The organism is Rathayibacter sp. AY1B7 (genome assembly GCF_002932735.1).
Lineage (GTDB): Bacteria > Actinomycetota > Actinomycetes > Actinomycetales > Microbacteriaceae > Rathayibacter.
On sequence record NZ_PSWK01000043.1, the window covers coordinates 1 to 19,461 of the forward strand.

Genomic DNA, 19,461 nt, shown 5'->3' on the forward strand with positions numbered 1-19,461 from the left:
GGCCGGCGGACGGGACCGCGGCCGGAACGGCGGAGGCGGGAGGGGCGGGCGGGAGCGCGGCCCGAGCGGCGGCAGCTGGAGGGGTGGATCGAGCGGACGGAGGAGTCGGCGACGCGGCGGGCGCTGATCCGCTCGGGTCGGCGGGTGACGCGGACCCGCGGCCGGTGGGCGACGCGGACATCGGGAGCCCCCGCGCGATCACGGCGGGCGGCGCCAGGAGGACGAAGGAGCCGTCGTCGGGGGCGGCCGTCGGCGCGAGCACCTCGGCGAGCCGGCCGCCGATCATCGGCGCGGCCCGGGGCAGGCGCGGCGAGGCGAGCTCGGCGCAGTCGGGGCACCAGGAGGAGCGGCGCCGCTCCCGGCCGGGACGGTGGCGCTGCTCCTCGGGAGTGGCGACGAAGACGTGTCCGGCGTCGCAGAGCCAGCACAGGTACACGTCGGCCGCGGGCGGGATCTGGCTGAGCACGATGCCCTCGTTGTACTCGGGCCGGTACTGCCGCACCAGGACGGGGTAGGACGCCCAGGCCTCCCGGTAGGTGCCGACCGCGTAGGGGACGTCGGCGCCGCGCGAGAACCGCCGCCTCTGCCACCACCGCCCGATCGCCTCCGCCACCCTCCGCACGCTACGCGCGACCACCGACGCGGAAGCGGCGCCCGCGTGCGCAGGCGGGACCTCGAGACGCCCTCCGGGCTGCTCCATCAGCATGCGCGGCGGAAGGGACTATCCGCCCGCGCGGCGTGCTCCCGGCCGACTGGGAGCGGCGGAGCCGTCCCTCGCCTAGTGTGCGGAGTCCTGCTCGTCGATGTCCGCGATCTCGGCCTCGTCCGGCTTGAAGGTCAGCGAGAACATGGCGATCGCGACGAGCACGACGATGAAGGCGACGCCGAACGAGATGAGCGCGACGACCGGCTCGCGGGTCGAGAGCATGACGACCAGGCCGACGAAGGCCGCCATCACCGCGGAGAAGCCGATGAGCTCGAGCGGGCGCAGGCGGTCCTTGCGGGTCGGCTGGAACGTGCGGGGCGTGAACTCGCCGGGGTCGCGCGCCGGGGCGGAGTCGGCCGCCGAGGCGCGGTCGGCGGGAGAGGCGGGGTCGGGCTGCTGGCCTTCGGCGGTCATCGGTCTCCTCCGGAGGTCGGTGTCGTGGGGGCGACGGGATCGTGTCCGGTGGCTGCGTCGGCGCCGGCGGCCCATTTGAGCGAGAACGCCGCGATGGCGAGGAAGACGGCGACCATCACGGCGTAGGCGCCGAGGAGGCCGACGGTGACGACGGGGTGGGGCGGGAGGAGTCCGAAGGCGGCGCCGAGCAGCATCGTGCCGACGCCGACGATCACGGAGTCGCGGGCGGCGAGGCCCTGACCGCGGCGGCCGCTCGAGAACTCGAGGAAGCCGGAGAGCAGCGCCCAGCCGGCGACGAGGGCGACGAAGGAGAGCAGGTTGGCGACCGGGAGCGCGACGAGCGCCGCGACTCCGGCGACCAGGGTGAGCACCGCGGAGCCGAGGGCGAGCGGGCGGGCCCGGCCGCTCCAGCTGCGGAGCCCGAGGGCGAGCGAGACGGCGCCGGTCGCGATCGCGAAGCCGCCGAAGACGGCGAGGCCGAAGGCGGGCCCGTGGTCGGGCGAGAAGGTGACGACGCAGCCGGCGACCGCCGCGATCACGGCGCGCGCGAGGGGCAGGGTCCACAGGCGGCGGTCGGAGTCGGCGGCGATGGCCACGGTCGAGCCTCTCTGGGATGGAGGGAGAAGGCGTCCGGGAGCGGACGGCTGGGCGCGCGACGGCACGGCGACGCGGACTCCAGCGATTTTACGCTCCCGCGGCTCCGCCCAGGCCCGAAGCGGGGCCGGGGGCGCGATCCGGGGCGAAGTCGCAGGCGGCTCAGCCGAGCCAGACCTCCTCCACCCGCGGGAACACGGCGTCGGCGGAGAAGCGCTCACGGAAGCGCGCCCCGGCCTTCTCGACGACCTCGGCCCGGGCGTCCTCGTCGGTGATGAGCTCGGTCAGCGCGGCGGCGAGGCCCTCCACGTCTCCGGGCGCGACCACGCGGCCGCAGCCGTCGCCGAGGACCTCGGGGATGCCACCGACCGCGGTCGAGACGACGGCCGCGTCGCGGGCGAGTGCCTCGAGGATGAAGATCGGCATCGCCTCGTCGCGCGAGGGCAGGACGGCGATGGACGCCTCGTCGAGCAGGGCGAGCAGGCGGGCGTTCTCGAGCGAGCCGAGGAACTCGATCCCCGGGACGCCGCGGTCGACGACCTCCGGCTCGCGGATCGGACCGGCGACCAGCAGGCGCCAGCCCTCCTTGCCCTCGACCTGCGCCCACGCCTTCTGCAGCACGTCGACGCCCTTGCGGTGGCTGACGACGCCGCCGAAGACGACGGTGCGGGTCTTCTCGCGCGGGGTGCCCTGCTCGAGCGCGTTGGGTACGAGGTGCACGAGCTCGGCGGGGACGTAGCGGCGGCAGATCGCCGAGGTCTCCTCCGAGAGCGAGATGATCTCGTCCGCGCTGCGCAGCACGTCCTTCACCAGGCGCGGGTGCGCGGCGGTGAAGGCGGCGAACTCGCTGCCGTGCAGGTGGGCGACCGTGCGCAGGCCCAGGCGGTGCGCGAGGCGGAGGAGGGACCCCTCGCGGAGGAACGAGCCGCGCTCCGAGAGGTGGACGACGATCACGGCGCCGGGCTCCCGGCGCGCGATCGCGACGATGCGGGCGGCGGCGCCGGCGGCCAGGCGGGCCGCGGCGACGTGCTCGCCCGGAGCGGTGCGGGAGGAGATCACCCGGACGTCCGAGCGCTCGAACGGCCAGCGCAGGTACCCGTTGACGACCTGCGTCATGCCTCCGGGGACCTCTCCGCTGCGGCCGACGTGGTACACCCGCGTCTTCGGGCCGGCAGGGGCTGCCGCGGCGGCCGGGCGGCTGCGGGGCGGCACGGCGAGCAGCGCCTGGATGTCGTCGCGGACGCCGCGGAGGCGCCCGCGGGCGACGAGCAGCTTCTCGAGCAGCTCGCTCCGGCGGGCGACGACGGCGGAGAAGGTCTCGACGCCGGCGGCCGGGGTCGTCCGGGACATGTCGACCGTGACGTCGTGGATCCCGATGGTCTCGAAGTGGCGCGAGGCCTTCGTCGATCCGTCCATCTGCAGGCTCACCGGGGCCGCGCCCTCGGTGAACGCCATGATGATCACGTGCAGCCGGTCGCTCATCGCGACGCGGGCCGTGCGGTAGAGCTCGCGCAGCAGGATCTCGTGCTCGTCGTGGGTGTGCGCCGGATCCCAGTCGAGGATGTCCGCGTCGAGGTCGGCGGCGAGACGGCGGGAGCGCTCGGCGTCGACGGCGACCTGCGTGACGACGACGATGTCGAGGTCCTCGCGCTCGGCGAAGCCCTTGATCGCGGCCAGCCACTCCTGCTCGGGGTAGGGGCGGGCGTCCACCTCGTGGTCCTCGCGGAGGGAGAGGACCAGAACGCGCCGCTCCTCGTCGGGCTGCGCGGCGAACGCGGTCAGCTCCGCGTCGTTCGAGCCCTCGCCGTAGCCGAGGTCGGGCATGGCGGCGCCGACGCGCATGTAGCCGGCCGTCTTGTCGTCGCGCCAGCGGGTGTAGCTCGAGAGCGCCATCGAGGGCCACATGATCGCGCGGGGCAGCGGGGCGAAGTTGCGGGTGCCCACGCCGGCGCGGATCACGCGGCCGCCGCCGAGGCGCACGAGGGCGATGCCCGGGAGCATCACGAGGTGCTCCTTCATCCCGATCAGGGTCAGCTGGATCTCTCCCGGCTTGAACACCGAGTTCGCCCGGCCGGCGAGGGCCTCGCGGGCGAGCGCCGCGTACCAGCGCAGGAGCGAGCGGTACACCGTGTCGTCCGGGCCCAGGCGCAGGCCGTCGTCGTAGCCCCACGGCGAGTGGCCCACGTAGACGTGGAGCGGACCCGACTCGCGGAGCCAGTCGAGGAGCTGGCGACGCAGGATGATGTCGCCGATGTTCTCGTACTGGCCGCGGCCGACGGCGAAGATCGATCGGGCAGGTGTCACGGGCGGGCCTTTCGGAGGGGTTCGCGTGGGGGTGACCGGTGCGGAGCGGGGAGCGTCGCGGGTCTCCCCGGTCGATCCTCCTGCCGCGCTGCCGTCGTGGGCCGGGCCGGCCGGGCTCCGCAGGAGCGGGCTCGGGGCCGATGGCGCCCCGGGCAGACTAGCGCAGGCGGGCTCGGCGGCTCGAGGAGGAGTGCTCGCGTCAACAGCCGTTGGTGACCAGGAAGGCCTTGAGGAACGCGCCGGTCTGGTAGACGTACTGGTTCACCAGGTAGTCCAGGCCCATCGGCTCGCCCGAGGGCACCATCGAGAGCTCGCCGGAGTAGCAGCGCTCGATGATCATCTCGGCGCGCACGAGGTGGGAGGCGTTGGTGATCACGATGACGTGGTCCCAGCCGTACTGCTCGGCCATGTCGCGCAGCTGCCGGGCCTCTCCCTGGGTCGTGAGCGGGTCGGCGGAGTAGCAGAGGACGTCGCCGCCGGGCTCGTTGCACTTCTTGTACTTCTTGGCCTCGTAGGGAGCGTTCATCTCGCCGGGGCCGACCGAGAGCACCATCGTGTCCGTCGCCCCGGAGGTGATGATCCGGCGGGCGAACTCGACTCGTGCCCTCGTGGAGGGGCCCAGCACGAAGACCGCGTCCGCCTGCTCAGGGATCGGGTCGATCGGGGGCGTGACGTAGAGCGGGATCCCGGCGCCGAAGAGGGCGAGCACCACGAGGGGGACGAGCAGGAGCCGTCCGATCACGGTGCGAGCGCGGACCCGGGGGCGCCTCGGGCGCTCCCGGGACGGCGGGGTGGACGGGCGGTCGCCGGTCGCGGTCGTGGCCGTGTCCATCGCGTCCTCCCTCTCGTCGGGACCGCCGCTCGCCCGCGGCGGGTGATCCGCGACGCGGGTGCGACGGCGATCACCAGTGGAGAGCCCATCATCGCAGTGTTTCGGCGAGGGGTCGGCCCGGTGAACGCCCGGTCAATTCTCTCGCCCAGCGGCCCGGCCCGGGGCCGTGTCCAGAGTCGCCGGGTAGGGTCGCCGTTCCTCGACCGAGCAGCACTCCCCCTCGTCCATTCCGCGGACGGGCATTCCCGGAGTCCCCTCCCGATCCGACATCCGCCCTCCGATCCGTCGTCGACAGCGCGTGTGACCGTTCCGTATACACGCATACGCGGCGGTCCGCCAGTCCTTCAGCGGAATCGCTGATATAAGCCCGACCACCACGCCCGAATGGGGTACTACAACCTGAATCCGTCTCATCCAGCCATCAGTCGCAAGGCCCGTCTATAGCGTCGGGAGGACCAGCACCACCCCCTTGAGCAGCCCCCTCGAACCGCCCCCGACGCCCCCTCGAAGACCCGGAGCCGATCGTGAATCCTCAGACCACGCCAGACCCGACCCGCCCTCGCCGACGACGCGCACGCCTCTCCCTCACCACCGCACTGATCGCCGCTCTCGGCATCCTGGTCGCCCCCCTCACGGCGCCCGCCGCCTCCGCGGCCACTCTCGACCCGGGCGCCGGGCAGAGCACGCGGATCCAGGAGACGAACTCCTCGCTGACCTACAGCGGCTCGTGGCGCACGATGACGGGCGGCGACAGCGGCGGCGGGATCACGTTCCTCAACAGCACCGGCTCCGTCTCGTTCAGCTTCCGCGGCACCGGCTTCAGCTGGGTCAGCCGCACCACCGCCTCCGCCGGCATCGCCACCGTCACGGTCGACGGCGCGAGCACCTCGGTCGACCGGTACACGAAGACCACGGCGTACCAGGTCCCGGTGTTCACGAAGAAGGACCTCGCCGACACCGTCCACACGGTCAAGATCGCCTGGAGCGGCACGGCCAACAGCTCCGCGAGCGACAAGAACCTGGTCATCGACGCGTTCGACATCACCCGCGCGACTCCCGCCACCGAGGAGCCGACCGACGAGACCGGCGGCGGCGAGGACGACGGCCCCGTGCTCGATCCTTCCGGAGCGACCAGCCTCCTCGTGCAGGAGACCGACCCCGCGCTGCAGTACACCGGCTCGTGGAGATCGATGGCGGGCGGCGACAGCGGCGGCGGGATGAAGTACCTGACCTCCGCCGGATCGGTGAAGTTCACCTTCGTCGGCACGTCGTGGCGCTGGATCAGCCGGAAGACCTCCTCCTCCGGCATCGCCGCGGTCTCGGTCGACGGCGGACCCGTCACCAAGGTCGACCGCTACAGCTCGACCGCGCAGTACCAGGTGCCGGTCTACGAGACGACCGACCTCGCCGAGGGCACGCACACCGTGACCATCTCCTACACGGGGACGAAGAACTCCAAGTCGACCGACAAGAACCTGATCATCGACGCGTTCGTCCTCGCCGAGGACGGCCTCGCGACCGACGCCGTGGAGCTCTCCCCCCTGACCGACGGCTACACCGTCGCCTGGGACGCGCCCTTCAGCTCGCGGGTCGTCTCGTACGACGTGCACCGCTCGAACGAGGACGGCTCCGGCGACACGGTCGTCGGCACCGTCGCCGACCCGGTGCGCCAGTACCGCGACGAGACCGCCGAGGCGGGACGCGCCTACACGTACACCGTCACGGCGACCGACGACGCCGGCCGCGACTCGCGGCTGAAGGAGTCGGCCACCACCTCGGCCGACATCCTCGCCTCCCGGGCCTCGCTGCTCGCGGCCTTCGACTGCCCCGCCGCCACCAAGACGGTGTCGACCTCGGCGCAGCTCGTCACGGCCCTGACCAACCCCTCCTCCGGCGACGTCATCCGCCTGGCCGACGGCGTCTACACCGGCAAGTTCGCCCTCCGCGGCACCGCCGCCCAGCCCGGGTCGATCTGGATCTGCGGCTCGCCCAACGCGGTCCTCACCTCCGGATCCACCTCGAGCGGCACCGCGCTCATCCTGAACACGGTGAGCGACGTGCACCTCGTGGGCTTCTCGGTCCGCAGCTCCTTCCAGGGCATCCAGGTGCTCGCCAGCAAGGGCGTCCAGATGGCCGGCCTGACGGTGAGCGAGATCGGCTACGAAGCGGTCCACTTCCGCAGCCAGACCACCGACTCCCTGATCGTCGGCAGCACCATCCGCCGCACCGGCATCGTCTCCGCCAAGTACGGCGAGGGCGTCTACGTCGGCACCTCCGACCGCAACTGGTGCGAGTACAACAGCTGCAACCCTGACCGCACGGCCCGCATCGCGGTCGTCGACAACGCGATCAGCGACACCGGCGCCGAGCCGATCGAGGCCAAGGAGGGCACCCTCGACGGCGACATCATCGGGAACACGGTCCTCGGCGGATCGCGGCTCGCCTCGGACGTCGTCTCGCTGATCCTGGTCTCGGGTAACAGCTGGCTGGCCGCGGGCAACTCCGCCGCGGGCACCACCACCTACGGCTACCAGGTGATCACCCGCGCCGACGGCTCGGGCAACGACAACACCATCAGCGGCAACCTCGCGCTGAAGACCAGCAACGCGGTGGTCTACCTCCACCAGCCGTCCAACTGGTCCACCAGCGGAAACACGCTGAGCTGCTCCAACTCCGGGAAGGACCTGATCGGGAACGTGGCCTGCACGCCGTGACCTGATCCGCTCCCCGCGCGCAGAACCGCCGCCGTCGTCCCCTCGACGGCGGCGGTTCTGCGTGTGCCCGCCTCCCGCCGACCACGCGGGAGTCGGCGGAGTCGCGCGCGACGACCGCGACCACCGCGGACTCGCGAGGGCGCGGGCGGGCGCTCGGCGTCTCCGGGGCCGCAGGAGTGGGCCGGTCGGACGGTGACGTGATCAGAGCCCGGCTGACGCGCCCGCGCCTCTCCAGCACGCAGAAGTGGGCGGAGTCGCGCGCGGGTACCGCGACTTCTGCGGCCTCGCGGTCTCAGCGGGCTCCCGGGAGCCGGTGAGGCACCTGGTCCGGCCACGGCGGGCGCTGGAGAGGCCGGAGGAGGTCCGGAGGGGCCGGCCATGCCCTGGAGAGCCCGCACGGGCCCGCCCCGGAGAGCCCGCTGGCCTAGGACGGGGACGCCGCCTCCTCTTGAGTCCGCGGAAGTCGGCGTGCTCGCGCGCGACTACCGCGACTCGTGCGGACTCGCGGGGTGAGCGGGCTCGCGGGGGACGGAGAAGGGTCCGGTCCGGCCACGGCGGGCGTTGGAGAGGCTGGGAGGGCGGACGCGCCGGCCAGGCCTCGCAGAGCCCGCACGGGCCTGCCCCGGACAAGCGGCGCAGTCCCCGGACGCGGAAGAGCGCACCGCGGCCGGGGCCGGGGTGCGCTCTTCCGCAGCGTGCGAGGACGCGATCAGACGATCGCGGGGGCCTTCTGCAGCTTGTGGCGGGCCAGGACGACCGCGCCGACCACGGGGGTGCCGGCGGTCTCGATCCAGTGCACGTCGGCGGCGGCCTGGGGCGAGTCGACCTTGCCCTCGATCAGGACGAGGACGGCTCCGTCGGCAACGCCGCGGAAGGTCGGCGACTGCTCGGTCGCGCCGAGGGTGCCGGTGACGATCAGGACGATGTCGTAGACCTTCTCGAGCTCCTCGACCAGCGCGCGGAGGGCGTCGGTCGGCATCGGCGTGCCGGCCTGGGCGCCGCCCGCGGGGAGCAGGTCGACGCGGTCGGTCGAGCGCTTGATGATCGCGTCGTCGAGCGAGGCGGCTCCGGCGAGCACCTCGCGCAGGCCCGGGCGTCCGCCCGAGGCGGAAGCGAGAGCCGAGCCCTCGGCGGTGCCGTCCACGATCACGACGGACGAGCCGAGCACGGCCAGCGCCTTGGCGAGCAGCACCGCGCTGGCGGTGTGCGGGGTCTTCTCGGACGCCGGGGCGATCGCGAAGGAGGAGTACGAGCGGGTGCGCGCGATGGCGGAGAGCTCGAACGCCACGGCCGAGTAGCGGGCCGGGATCTCGGTCGAGTTCAGCATCTCGTCGAGCTTGGTGGCCTTGACCGGGACGATGCCCAGCAGCGGCCGGTCGATCGCGGAGCGGACGTCGTCGCCGCTGCGGAGGCGGCGGTCGAGGGCGGTCATCACGATCGCCACTCCCACGCCGACCACGGCGCCGCCGAGGATGCCGAGCGCGAGCAGGACGAGGATGCCACCGGTGACCGGCAGCTCCGGCGGGAGCGCCTGGCTGAGCACCTGGAGCTGGATCTGCGGGACGGCGACGCCGTTCGTGGTGGTCGCCGGATCGGCGCCCTTCACGGCCGCGTCGAGCTGGGCGGCGATCGCGTTCGCGATGACCGCGGCCTGCTCGGGCGAGGGGTCGGTGGCCGAGATCGTGATGACCACGGACTCCGGCTCGGCGAGGACGGTCACGCGCTTGGCGAAGTCCTCGATGGGCTCGTCGATGCCGAGGCCGTCGATGACGCCCTGCAGGACGGTGTCCGAGGTGCCGAGGGCGACGGAGGTGACCGTGGCCTGGGAGGCGGCGCTGTTGGCCGCGACCCGGTCCGCGGTCGAGAGGACTCCGGACGAGGAGACCGCGACGTACACGCGTGCGTCCGCCTTGTACTGCGGGAGGAGGACGGCGTTGAGTACCAGGGCCGCCACGGCGCCGAGCAGAGCGAAGGCGACGATGTAGACCCACCTCCGGCCGATGCCGGCGAACAGTCCGTTCAAGGTCATGGTGTGTGGTGTCCCTTTCGTCGACTGCACCGGAGTGCAGGGGGTCTGACTGTAGCGTCGTGATGTGTCGTCCGCGTTGCGCGGAACCGGCCGCGAGGTTTCGCGCGGGAGCGGTGGATCAGAGGTGTGCCTGCAGGAAGGCGAGGATCGCCTTCTTGTTGTTCGGGGTGTTGTTCTGGAGCCCGTGGTGGCCGGAGCCGTCCACGCCGACCTCGGACGCCACTCCGGCGTCCTGCAGGGCGACCTGCATCGCGTCGGCCTGCTCGACCGGGACGAGCTCGTCCTCGGAGGTCAGCCAGATCTGCGGGGCGTCCGTGGAGTCGACCGAGGTGATCGGCGACGCGGGGATGCTCTGCGGGCAGGTCGTCGAGTCGATCTCGTCGCAGTCCAGGTAGGAGAGGATCTGCTCCTTCGCCTCGGGCACCGGCGTGCCCAGCGACATCCCGGTCTCGGTCATGTCGGCGACCGCCGAGAAGGCGACGACCGTCTTGACCCGCGAGCCCTCGGTGAGGGAGCCCTCGCCGAGCGTGCCCATGGTCGCTCCGATGATCGCTCCGGCGGAGCTGCCCATCACGCCGATGCGGGCGGGGTCGAGGCCGAAGCGCGTGACCTGCGCGGGCTCGCGCAGCCACTCCACGGCGGCCTGCGCGTCCTCGATCTGCCCGGGGTACCGGCTGTCCTGGAGGAGGCGGTAGTCGACGGAGACCGAGACGAAGCCGCGCTCGGCGTAGTACTCGCAGAGCTCGGTCATCCCGCCCTCGTCGCGGGCGCCGTCGACGAACCCTCCGCCGTGCAGCATCAGCAGCGCGGGGCGGTCGGTGCCGCCCGCGGTGGGGAGGCAGGCGTCGGCCTTCAGCGAGACGCCGTCGACCGAGCGGTACTCGATCGCCTTCTCCGTCGTGAAGCCGTCGGGCGTGCGGACGGGCTCGGGCTGCGAGGAGCAGCCGGCCAGCCCGAGGGCGACGGCCACGACGGCCGCCAGGACTCCGGCTCTGCGTGCTCGTGTCGTCTTCACTCGTAGGACTCCGCTCTCTTCTTCTCGTAACTGGGGGAGGTGCCGGGCTCATCGGCCGGGACCGCGACGGGATCGGAGACGACTCCGGGGCCGCGCGCAGGGACGGGCACGGGCTTGCGCCGCTTGCCGGGGCCGCCGAGGGCGGCCGGGGGGACGTAGATCCACTTGACCTTCGAGAGGTAGCGGGTCACGAAGAGCGAGAGGACGACCGCGAGCACCATCACGACCAGCAGCAGCGGCACCTCGAAGCCGCCGATCTCGGAGCGGTCCTCGGGGAGGATCACCCGCAGGATCGTGATGGCGATCACGATGAAGTAGAGGTGCAGCAGGTAGATGTGCAGGCTGCGCTCGCCGCAGATCGTGAAGAAGTTCAGGAATCGCACTCGGGAGAGGGCCCGCGACACGAGGATGCCCATCGCGACGGCGGCCATCTGGCCGGCGAGGGCGAGGAACGGAACCCAGCGGATCGGGAAGAGGAAGAGCACCGCGCTCAGCACGACGAAGACCGGAGTGACGTAGAGGAACGCGCGGCTCCCCTTCTGCTCGACGAAGTCGATGATCCTCTTCGAGTAGAGCGTGCCCACCAGGAAGAAGACGAACAGGGCGCCGATGCGATTCCAGCCCACGTTGGTCGTGTTGAGGAGACCGGTGGTGAACATCGTCCCCATCACCGCGGCGAGGGCGACCTGCACACGGTGGTCGACCTTGCGCAGGAGCCACGCGCCGAGCGTGAAGAGGACGAGGCCGTAGATGAACCAGTAGCTGCTGCTGGGCCAGAAGAACAGCAGGAGCAGGTTGAGCGGGTCGGTCGCGGGGAGCTCGCCGAGTCCGCCGTTCGCGAGCGGCACGACCAGGTAGAAGGCCATGCGGATCACGGACCAGACCACGTAGAGCCAGAGCAGCGGGTAAAGCCTGCGACGCCAGAGGTCGGGGAAGCTCCAGGTGCGGATGCGCGAGCCGAAGAGGCCGGACACCAGGAAGAAGAGGGGCATCGGGAAGAGCTCGAACACGACCTTGATGCGGCCGAGAGTGTTCTCGACCCCGATGTCGCCGAGGTACAACGACGTGTGGTAGTACACGACCATCAGGATGGCGGCACCCTTGGCGAAATCCACCCATTCGCGTCGGGCCCCGCCCGCAGGCTTCAGCAGCTTCATTCTCTCCCCCTTGTGCCCGGTCGTACCGCTCGTGAATTCCATCCGAGGTGAACAAGGCTCAGAGAAGGACGCAGGCTCGGTCGCAGAATGCGACCGAGGATCAAGACTAAGGGTGTATCGTCCGCGCCGCACATTCGACGGAATAGTGACGAGGACTCGATTGCCGGGAAGCGCACTCCGGCCTCTCCGCTCACCATGGAGACGACGGTCACCGGCGTCCGTTCCCGGCGCTCATCGCCGCTCGGTAGAGCGCGGGCGCCGCGGCGGCGAGCCCGAAGAGGACGGAGCGCTTGAGGTCGCGCCGGCGCACGAGCGCGACCAGGTGCCGGAGTCCCGCCTCGTCGTGCGCGGCCCGCCAGAGCCGGTCCGCCTCCTCGGGGCTGTGCGCGCCCGAGGTGGCGTCCTTGAAGCGGGAGAGCAGGGAGAAGCGCGCGCGGTAGTAGGAGTAGTCCTGCGAGTCGAGGATGCGCGGGTCGAGCCCGCGGGCCGTCCGCTCGATCACGGCGGCGAGCCCGGCGAGCGAGTCGGCGCGCTTCGCGCCCGAGCGGATGATCGAGCCGGAGCGGAGGCGGTACTCGTAGACGGAGTCGGGGACGACGACGACCTCGTCGGCCGCGGCGAGCAGCTGCGCGACCTGCGCCTGGTCCGAGTGCTGGCGGATCCGCGTGAACTCGATGACGTCGAACAGCTCGCGGCGGAACAGCTTGTTCCAGAGGTGCCCGGTCAGCTCCCCGACCAGGAGCGCGGTGAAGGCGCCCCGGCCCGAGAGCGCGAGCGGGCCGCGCAGGGAGCCGACGGGCGTGGATCCGGTGGCGTCGACCGCGACCGCCTGGGCGACCACCACGTCGGCGCGGCCCGCCTCCCCCGCCGAGAGCATGGCCTCGACCGCGGTCTCCGGCCACTCGTCGTCGGCGTCGACCAGCCAGACCCACTCGCCGGCGGCCTCGCCGACGGCGCGCTCGCGAGCGGCGGCGACGCCCTGGTTCTCGTCCTGGCGGAGGTAGCGGATCCGCTCGTGCTCCTCGGCGAACGCGCGGCCGATCGCCTCGGTCCCGTCGGTCGAGGCGTCGTCGACCACGAGGATCTCGAGCTCGGCGTGGGTCTGCCGCAGCAGGCGCTCCAGGGCGGAGGCGAGGTGCGCCTCCTCCTGGTGCGCCGGGACCACCACCGAGACGAGGGTCACTTCTGCCCCACGACCCGGCGGAGCACCGTCTCGAGGTCGCGGCCGCTGGACTCCAGCGAGAAGCGGTCGAGCCAGCGGTCGATGCCGGTGATCTCGAGCTCGCTCGCGCGGATCAGCGCGTCGGCGAGGTCGGAGGCGGAGGGGGTGAGCGCGAGCTCGCCGGTCAGGCCGGGGACGATCGCGTCCGCGACTCCGAGCGCCCCGGACACGGCGACCGAGGGGACGCCGGCGGCGGCCGCCTCGACCAGCACGTTGCCGAAGCCCTCGCGCAGCGACGGGAGCAGCACGACGGCGTTCTCGTCGAAGTGGTGGAACCAGTCCTCGACCCAGCCCATGTCCTGGAAGTCCACGCCGCGCGCGGTCGCCTCCGCCTTCATGCTGCCGAGCAGCGGGCCGCCGCCGAAGGAGACGACCTTCGCGGGGATGCCGCGGCGCTCCAGCTCCTCGGCCGCGAGGATCGCGAGCTCGGGACGCTTCTGGACGACGAGGCGGCAGGGCAGCACGATCTGCAGGCCCGCCGCGGTGCCGGGGGTGCGCGAGACCTGGCGGGAGCGGTCGACCTTGGCGGTCGCCGGATTCGGCACGACGGTGCAGCGCTCGCCCGAGACGCCGAAACCGGCGACGAGCTCGCCCGCGACGGGGTGCGAGATCGCGATGACGTGGTCGGCGCGGCGGTAGAGCGTCTTGGCGAGCCCGAGCTGCACCTTCTGGGTCCTCGAGAAGCCCGGGATGCCGAGCGAGACGAGGTTGCGCTCGCTCACGATGGTCTTCGGGCGGTCCGCCTTCGCGGTCATCTCGGCCGAGGCCAGGAGCACGATGTTCGGGTAGCCCTGCAGGGCGACCGCGACGTCGGGGGTGCGGCGGCGGAACAGCTCCTTGAGCATCCGCGCCTTGCCGACGTGGCCCTTGCCCTCGCCGATGCGGTGCAGCACCGCGCCCTCGGGGAGGTACTCGTCGGTGCCCTTCACCGAGGTGGTGACGACGTCGACGTGGTGGCCCTGCTCGAGGAGCCAGCCCATCCAGGTGCGGGCGACGAACTCGGCCCCGCCGCCGTGCAGCGACGTGACGACGAACATGATCCGCATGCGCGATCCCTTCTCCTGCGCCGCGCTCATCGCACGACCTCCGCGCCGAGGCCGCGGGTGTTGAGCGCCGAGAGGCGGCGCACCTCGGGCATGGCCGCGTCGATGGTGGCGCGCACGCCGCCGTCGCCCGGCTCGGCGAGGATGCGGTCGATCACCGGGAGGACGCGGTCGGCGAAGCCGGGGACCGGCTCGACGCACAGCTGCGGCAGGCCGATGAGGCGCATGATGCCCTCGACCTTGCCCTGGGTGGCGAGGGTGATCGCGGGGACGCCGAGCGAGAGCGACATGATCGCGAGGTGCATCCGCCCGGTGACGGTCAGCAGGGCGTCCTCGGCGAGGCCGCGGATCTCGGCGGGCATGAGCACGCGGTCGACGACGGTGACGCCCTCGGATCCCACGCGCTCGGCGACCGCGCGGACGGCCACCTTGTCGTCGCCGATGGGGCGGGAGACGTGCGGGAGGAGCACGACGTGAACGCCGGCCGCGCGCAGGCGGTCGACGATGCGCTCGTACTCCGGCACCTGGTCGACCATGCCGGCGACGAGGGCGCTCGCGTTCACGAGCGCGAAGGGGACGCCCTCGGGCAGTCCCAGATCCTCGCGGAAGCTGCGGTCGCGGGTGCGCGCCGAGAAGACGATGTCGGTGACCTCCTCGACGCGCTGCACGCCGATGCTCCGGGCGCGCTCCGCCGAGAGCGGGTCGCGGAGCATCGGGACGACGCCGGCGCGGGAGGCGGCGATCAGGGAGCGGCGGGCGGCGAGGCGGGCCGCCGCGTTCCAGGAGAAGCCGAGGACGCGCGTGGGCACCCCTGCCTCGGCGGCGGCCTGCGCGAGCAGGGAGCGGCGGACCGAGCCGCGGAGGCTGTACTTGCCGTCCATCATGTCGGCGCCGACGACCGAGACCGAGCGGGCGCGGCGGATCAGCGCGGCGTAGGCGCGGAGATCGGCGGCGTGCGCGTCGCCCACTCCGTAGACCAGGTGCGGGAGCTCGACGACCTCGACCCGGTCGGCCTGCTCCTCGGGGATCACGACGTCGCCGGCGTAGCGCTGGACGACCACGACGGGGCCGGTGGTGTTCTCGAGGAACGCCTCCAGCATGGCCTGGTCGCCGATGTTGCCGCTGCCGGGAGCGGCGATCACGAGGTGAGACTCGGGCTCGGGTCGGAGGTCCGCGAGGGCGGCGCGGAGCACCGCCGCGTCGCGTCGGGCGGGCAGGCGGGTCGTCGTGACGAAGTCCTTCTTCCAGGACTTGACGACGCCGAGCTTGAGTTTCATCGATCTCTTTCGGTGGGGGGAACGGCGGCGGGAGGCCGCTCGGAGTCGGGGGTGCCGGCCGTGACGGCTCCGTCGACCAGCGCGCTGTCACCGGTGGGGCTGGTGGCGTCGACCGTGGCCGGGGCGGGAGCGGCGGCCGGGCGGCTGCGGCGGAAGTGGCGGCGCAGGTCGGCGAGGCCGAGGATCTGGCGGCGGAACGCGGGGAGGATCAGCATCCAGAGCCCGACCCCGACCAGGACGGCGGCACCGCCCACGAGGAGGCGGAGGACGGGCTGGTCGGCGGCGATCCAGACGGTGGAGAAGGAGGAGCCGACCATGATCGAGCCGAACGCGATGCCGCTGCGGAGGCCGTTGGTGAACATCTCGCGGGCGGGGGCGTCGGAGGTGCGGCCGATCCAGATCAGCGCGATCGGCCAGGTGAGGGCGAGCGAGCCGGCGTACGCGACCGCGACGCCCGTCACTCCCCAGTTGGAGCCGAGCAGGATCAGGACGACCATCAGCGGGCGGGTCGCCAGGCTGTACCAGACGCTCTGGCGCACGAGGCCTTTGGAGAGGAACACCCACCAGGAGCAGTACGCCGTGGCCTGGAAGAACCCGGCCACGAGCAGGATCTGGAAGATCGGGACCGAGGCGAGCCAGCGCTCCCCCAGCAGGATCCGGATGACCGAGTCGGACTGGGAGCCGAGGACGGCGAGCACGAGGCCCATCACCGTCAGCATCGCCGACTGGCCGAAGAGGATGAACGTGCGGAACCGCTCGCGCTCGTCCTGCAGCTTGGAGAGCACGGGCAGGGCGACGCGCTGCGCCGGGGCGTTCAGCTGCTGCAGCGGCAGCATCATCAGCTGGAACGCGCGGTTGTAGAGGCCCAGGTCGACCGGGCCGAAGCGCGCGCCGATGATGACGGAGTCGACGTTCTTGCTCGCGTAGGTCAGCGCCTGGGTCGCGAAGACGCCGCCTCCGTAGCGGAGGAAGTGGCCCATCGCCTCGCCGCGGCGGTAGCGGCCGGGACGCCAGCCCGTGATGAAGACCAGCATCAGCACGCCGATGAGCGGCTGCACGACCTGGCTCGCGGCCAGCGCCCAGTAGCCGGCGCCGCCGAGCGCCATCAGCACGCCGACCACGAGGCCCAGCACCTGGCCGACGATGTCGACCAGGGTGAGCTTCACGAAGCGGAGGTGCCGGGCGAGGTCGGCGCGGAACTGCGTCGAGATCCCGTTGAGGAGGAACGTCGAGGAGAGCACGACGGTCAGCAGCTGGAGCCTGTCGTCGCCGTAGAGGGCGGCGATCGGCCAGGAGGCGGCGATGACCAGCAGGGTGAGGGTGAGGCCGATGCCCGCGTTCATCCAGAACAGGTTGCTCTTCTGGCCCGGTGTGATCTCCTTCGCCTGGATGGCGGCGGAGGAGAGGCCGAAGTCGCGGAAGATCTCGCCGATGCCGATGATCGCCGTGACCATCGCGAGCAGGCCGTAGTCGGCCGGCGCGAGCAGGCGCGCGAGGACGACGATGCTGCCCAGCTGGACGGCGATGCGGATCGCCTGCCCGCCGATCGTGACGGCGGCGCCGCGGCTCGCGGAGCGGCCGAGGCTCGGAGACGGCTTCTGCGTGGTCCCGGTCATCGGGTCGAGCCCTTCTTGGTGGCGATCGCGCCCTCGTAGGCCTTCTTGAGCTGGAGTCCGAGCACGTCCCAGTCGCGACCGGAGAGGGCGGGGAGCCCCTCCGGCGGACGGGTGCGCGTGCGCTCGAGCGCGGAGGTGATCAGCTCGGGCGTGAGATCGCCGTCGTACTCGATCACCCAGTCGCTGCCGACCTCCTCGGCCAGGGCCGTGTTGGTGGGCGTGCGCGGTACCAGGATCGGCCGGCCGAGCGAGAGGGCGACCAGGATCGAGCCGGAGTTGTGCATCTCGCGGTAGGGCAGGACGATCAGCTCGGCCCGGCCGATCTCGTCGACCATCTCGGCGTCGTCGACCCGGCGGAGCGTGGTGCGCACCCGGGTGTCGCGGGCGGCCCGCTCCTCGACCAGCTCGCGCTGGCCCGTGCTGGGGCTGCCGACCACGTGCAGGGAGAGGGAGTCGTCCTCCACGCCGCGGAAGACGTCCATCAGCTCGACGACGCCCTTGTAGGGGCGGATGATGCCGAAGTAGAGGACGCGGCCGTGCTCGCGCTCGGGCAGCGGGTGCTGCGCGAACTGGTCGCGGTAGTGGCCGTGCAGCACCGTGACGGCGGGCGCCCGGCCGGGAGTGACGGTCGTGGGGTTCAGGCGGACGAACAGGTCGGTCGCGCGGTCGATCCGGGCCAGGGAGCGGCGCTCGGCGGCGGGACCGAGCTCGTGCGGGTGCAGGTTGTGCACCGTGCGCACGAGCGGGATGCGCTGGAGCGCGAGGCGCACCAGCAGCACGTCGAGGGCGCGGCGGCGCAGGAAGCGGTGCAGCGGGCTGCGGCCGCGGATCATCAGCTCGGGCCAGTGCACGTGCAGCACGTCGTAGTCGGCGAGCAGGGCGCTGCGCCAGGAGAAGAACAGCAGCTCGACGCCGGGCGCGAGGCCGTCGACGATCGAGTCGACGTACTGCGTGGTCGAGTCCGGCGGCGCGAGCGACTGCTGGACGACGAGCGCGGCCGGCGACGAGTCGTTCCTGCGGGCGAGGCGGCTCATCGCTCGCCCCGCATCCCGACGGCCATCGGCGCGTCGAAGATCCGCGCCCCGAGGGGCTGGCGCATCCGGATGCCCTTCGAGAAGTCGGGGACGTGCACCGGGTTGAGGCAGATGATGACGAGGAATCCCAGGAGCAGGTGGCTGGGGCGGACCGCGTCGATGGCGTTGTAGCCGGCGAGGCAGACCATGAAGCCGAGCAGGCCCGCCGCAGGACCGACGTCGCGACGGCTGAGCGTGGCGCCGAACATCGCGGCCACCATGATCACGAAGAGCAGCAGGCCGGGGATGCCGACGCTGATCAGCAGCTGCAGGAACGAGTTCTCGATGACGACGTCCGAGAACCGCCTGCCGCTGATGCCGGACGTCGCCGCTCCGGAGCCGAGCCAGTGCGTGAGCTCGGCCGCCTTCAGCGACACGGTCACCGCGAGGTCGCGGGCGCCGGCCGAGATGGAGGCGTCGAGGTTGTTGTTGCGGGCGGTGACGGGCTCGAAGTTCAGGACTCCGACACCCGCGACGAGCCCGGCGATCAGGATCGAGCCGGGCCGGAGCAGCGAGCGGTTCGGGTTGAGGAAGCCCACGGCGACGAGCGCGACGACGACCGCGACGGCGATGGCCGCCATCGGTCCGCGCGAGACGGTCGCGACGACGCCGCCCGAGGCCAGGATGCCCAGCAGCAGGTCCGACTTGCGGGAGCCCTGGAGCCAGGAGCCGAACGCGAGACCGGCGCCCACCGTGAGGAAGGTGCCGGCGAGCAGCGGGTGGCCGAAGGTGATCTCGGCGCGGTAGAGCGACCAGTGCTGGTCCTGCTCGTAGCCGAGGGCGCCGTAGACGGCACCGAGGATCGGGGAGCTCTGCGCGACCAGCTCGAGGGCGGCGTAGAGGGCGAGCAGCCCCGAGAGGATCACCCACGTCTTGCGCAGCAGCACGGCCTCGCGCTGGGCGTCGAAGACGAGCATCGGCACGCCCACGCAGATCGCGAAGCTGAACATCCACGAGACGCCCTCGGTCGCGTAGGAGCTGCGCACCGTCGCCAGGGCCGACCAGAGCATGAGGGCGATGAACGCGAGGATCACCACGGCCCGCCACGGGGAGAGCACGAGCTCGCGGGTCCACGCCTTGACGGGGGCGCGCCACAGCTCGGGAGCGAGCCCGCGCCGGATCGCCCAGATCACGAGGATGACGGCCCAGAGCGTCATGCGGAACGTCAGGGTCGAGGGGGTCAGCGGCGTCGGGACGAGCGCGAAGAACGCGAGCGCCATCGCCGGCAGCCAGTGCGCGGGGACCCGCAGCAGCACGTAGGCCCCGACGATGCCGCCGACTCCGGCGGCGATCACCAGGAGGCCGGTGCCCGGCTCCCGGGTCGAGAAGATGTACCCCATCCCGAGGACGATCACCAGGGCGACCGAGAAGAGCGCGCCGACGAGGAGTCGTCGCGGGAGGATGTCGATCACGTCAGGGAGTCCTTCTGGCGTCGGAGCGGAGTGGTGGAGGAGGGGGCGGGCGG

At 72.2% G+C, this 19,461-nt stretch carries 14 protein-coding genes and 1 pseudogene; 1 reads left to right on the forward strand and 14 read right to left on the reverse strand.

Translation table 11 applies throughout. The features are described 5' to 3' along the window. From C5C95_RS17915 to C5C95_RS16045, 5 genes and pseudogenes are all read right to left on the reverse strand, one after another. Positions 1-613, reverse strand: a pseudogene (locus tag C5C95_RS17915) (hypothetical protein); the annotation flags it as partial. Positions 614-778: 165 nt separating this feature from the next. Continuing rightward, positions 779-1,120 (reverse strand): hypothetical protein, encoded by a 342-nt coding sequence (locus C5C95_RS17920; protein ID WP_258059918.1) that lies wholly within the window; start codon positions 1,118-1,120, stop codon positions 779-781. Beyond that, entirely contained in the window at positions 1,117-1,716 is a 600-nt protein-coding gene (locus C5C95_RS16035) for a DUF308 domain-containing protein (protein WP_104225185.1), read from the reverse strand. The genes C5C95_RS17920 and C5C95_RS16035 overlap by 4 nt, the downstream gene beginning before the upstream one ends. A 160-nt stretch (positions 1,717-1,876) precedes the next feature. Then, positions 1,877-4,018: a glycosyltransferase gene (locus tag C5C95_RS16040; RefSeq protein ID WP_104324839.1), complete on the reverse strand. Its 2,142-nt coding sequence runs from the start codon at positions 4,016-4,018 to the stop codon at positions 1,877-1,879. 199 nt (positions 4,019-4,217) lie between these two features. Beyond that, entirely contained in the window at positions 4,218-4,850 is a 633-nt protein-coding gene (locus C5C95_RS16045; RefSeq protein WP_104324840.1) for a YdcF family protein, read from the reverse strand. A gap of 524 nt (positions 4,851-5,374) precedes the next feature. Here C5C95_RS16045 and C5C95_RS16050 point away from each other — a divergent pair. Beyond that, on the forward strand, positions 5,375-7,564 hold the full coding sequence (locus tag C5C95_RS16050) for a hypothetical protein (protein ID WP_104324841.1): 2,190 nt from the start codon (positions 5,375-5,377) through the stop codon (positions 7,562-7,564). 709 nt (positions 7,565-8,273) lie between these two features. On the opposite strand, the gene C5C95_RS16055 is transcribed toward C5C95_RS16050, so the two are convergent. From C5C95_RS16055 to C5C95_RS16095, 9 genes are all read right to left on the reverse strand, one after another. Continuing rightward, positions 8,274-9,593 carry a Wzz/FepE/Etk N-terminal domain-containing protein gene (locus C5C95_RS16055; RefSeq protein ID WP_104222485.1) on the reverse strand — a complete coding sequence of 440 codons (1,320 nt, stop codon included), beginning with the start codon at positions 9,591-9,593 and terminating at the stop codon, positions 8,274-8,276. Positions 9,594-9,711: 118 nt separating this feature from the next. Next, positions 9,712-10,608 (reverse strand): alpha/beta hydrolase, encoded by an 897-nt coding sequence (locus tag C5C95_RS16060; protein ID WP_104247646.1) that lies wholly within the window; start codon positions 10,606-10,608, stop codon positions 9,712-9,714. Further along, positions 10,605-11,765 carry an acyltransferase family protein gene (locus C5C95_RS16065; RefSeq protein WP_181125737.1) on the reverse strand — a complete coding sequence of 387 codons (1,161 nt, stop codon included), beginning with the start codon at positions 11,763-11,765 and terminating at the stop codon, positions 10,605-10,607. The genes C5C95_RS16060 and C5C95_RS16065 overlap by 4 nt, the downstream gene beginning before the upstream one ends. 208 nt (positions 11,766-11,973) lie before the next feature. Then, positions 11,974-12,948 (reverse strand): glycosyltransferase family 2 protein, encoded by a 975-nt coding sequence (locus tag C5C95_RS16070; RefSeq protein ID WP_104324843.1) that lies wholly within the window; start codon positions 12,946-12,948, stop codon positions 11,974-11,976. Beyond that, positions 12,945-14,063: a glycosyltransferase gene (locus tag C5C95_RS16075; protein ID WP_104324844.1), complete on the reverse strand. Its 1,119-nt coding sequence runs from the start codon at positions 14,061-14,063 to the stop codon at positions 12,945-12,947. The genes C5C95_RS16070 and C5C95_RS16075 overlap by 4 nt, the downstream gene beginning before the upstream one ends. Next, positions 14,060-15,307: a polysaccharide pyruvyl transferase family protein gene (locus C5C95_RS16080; protein ID WP_104324845.1), complete on the reverse strand. Its 1,248-nt coding sequence runs from the start codon at positions 15,305-15,307 to the stop codon at positions 14,060-14,062. Before C5C95_RS16080 ends, C5C95_RS16075 begins: the two co-directional genes overlap by 4 nt. After that, entirely contained in the window at positions 15,304-16,923 is a 1,620-nt protein-coding gene (locus C5C95_RS16085; RefSeq protein ID WP_104324846.1) for a lipopolysaccharide biosynthesis protein, read from the reverse strand. The genes C5C95_RS16080 and C5C95_RS16085 overlap by 4 nt, the downstream gene beginning before the upstream one ends. Then, complete coding sequence (locus tag C5C95_RS16090) at positions 16,920-17,957, reverse strand: glycosyltransferase (protein WP_104324847.1); 1,038 nt, start codon at positions 17,955-17,957, stop codon at positions 16,920-16,922. Before C5C95_RS16090 ends, C5C95_RS16085 begins: the two co-directional genes overlap by 4 nt. Beyond that, positions 17,954-19,461 (reverse strand): O-antigen ligase (locus C5C95_RS16095; RefSeq protein ID WP_219814772.1); only part of this gene is annotated, 1,508 nt, incomplete at its 5' end. The genes C5C95_RS16095 and C5C95_RS16090, both read right to left, overlap by 4 nt.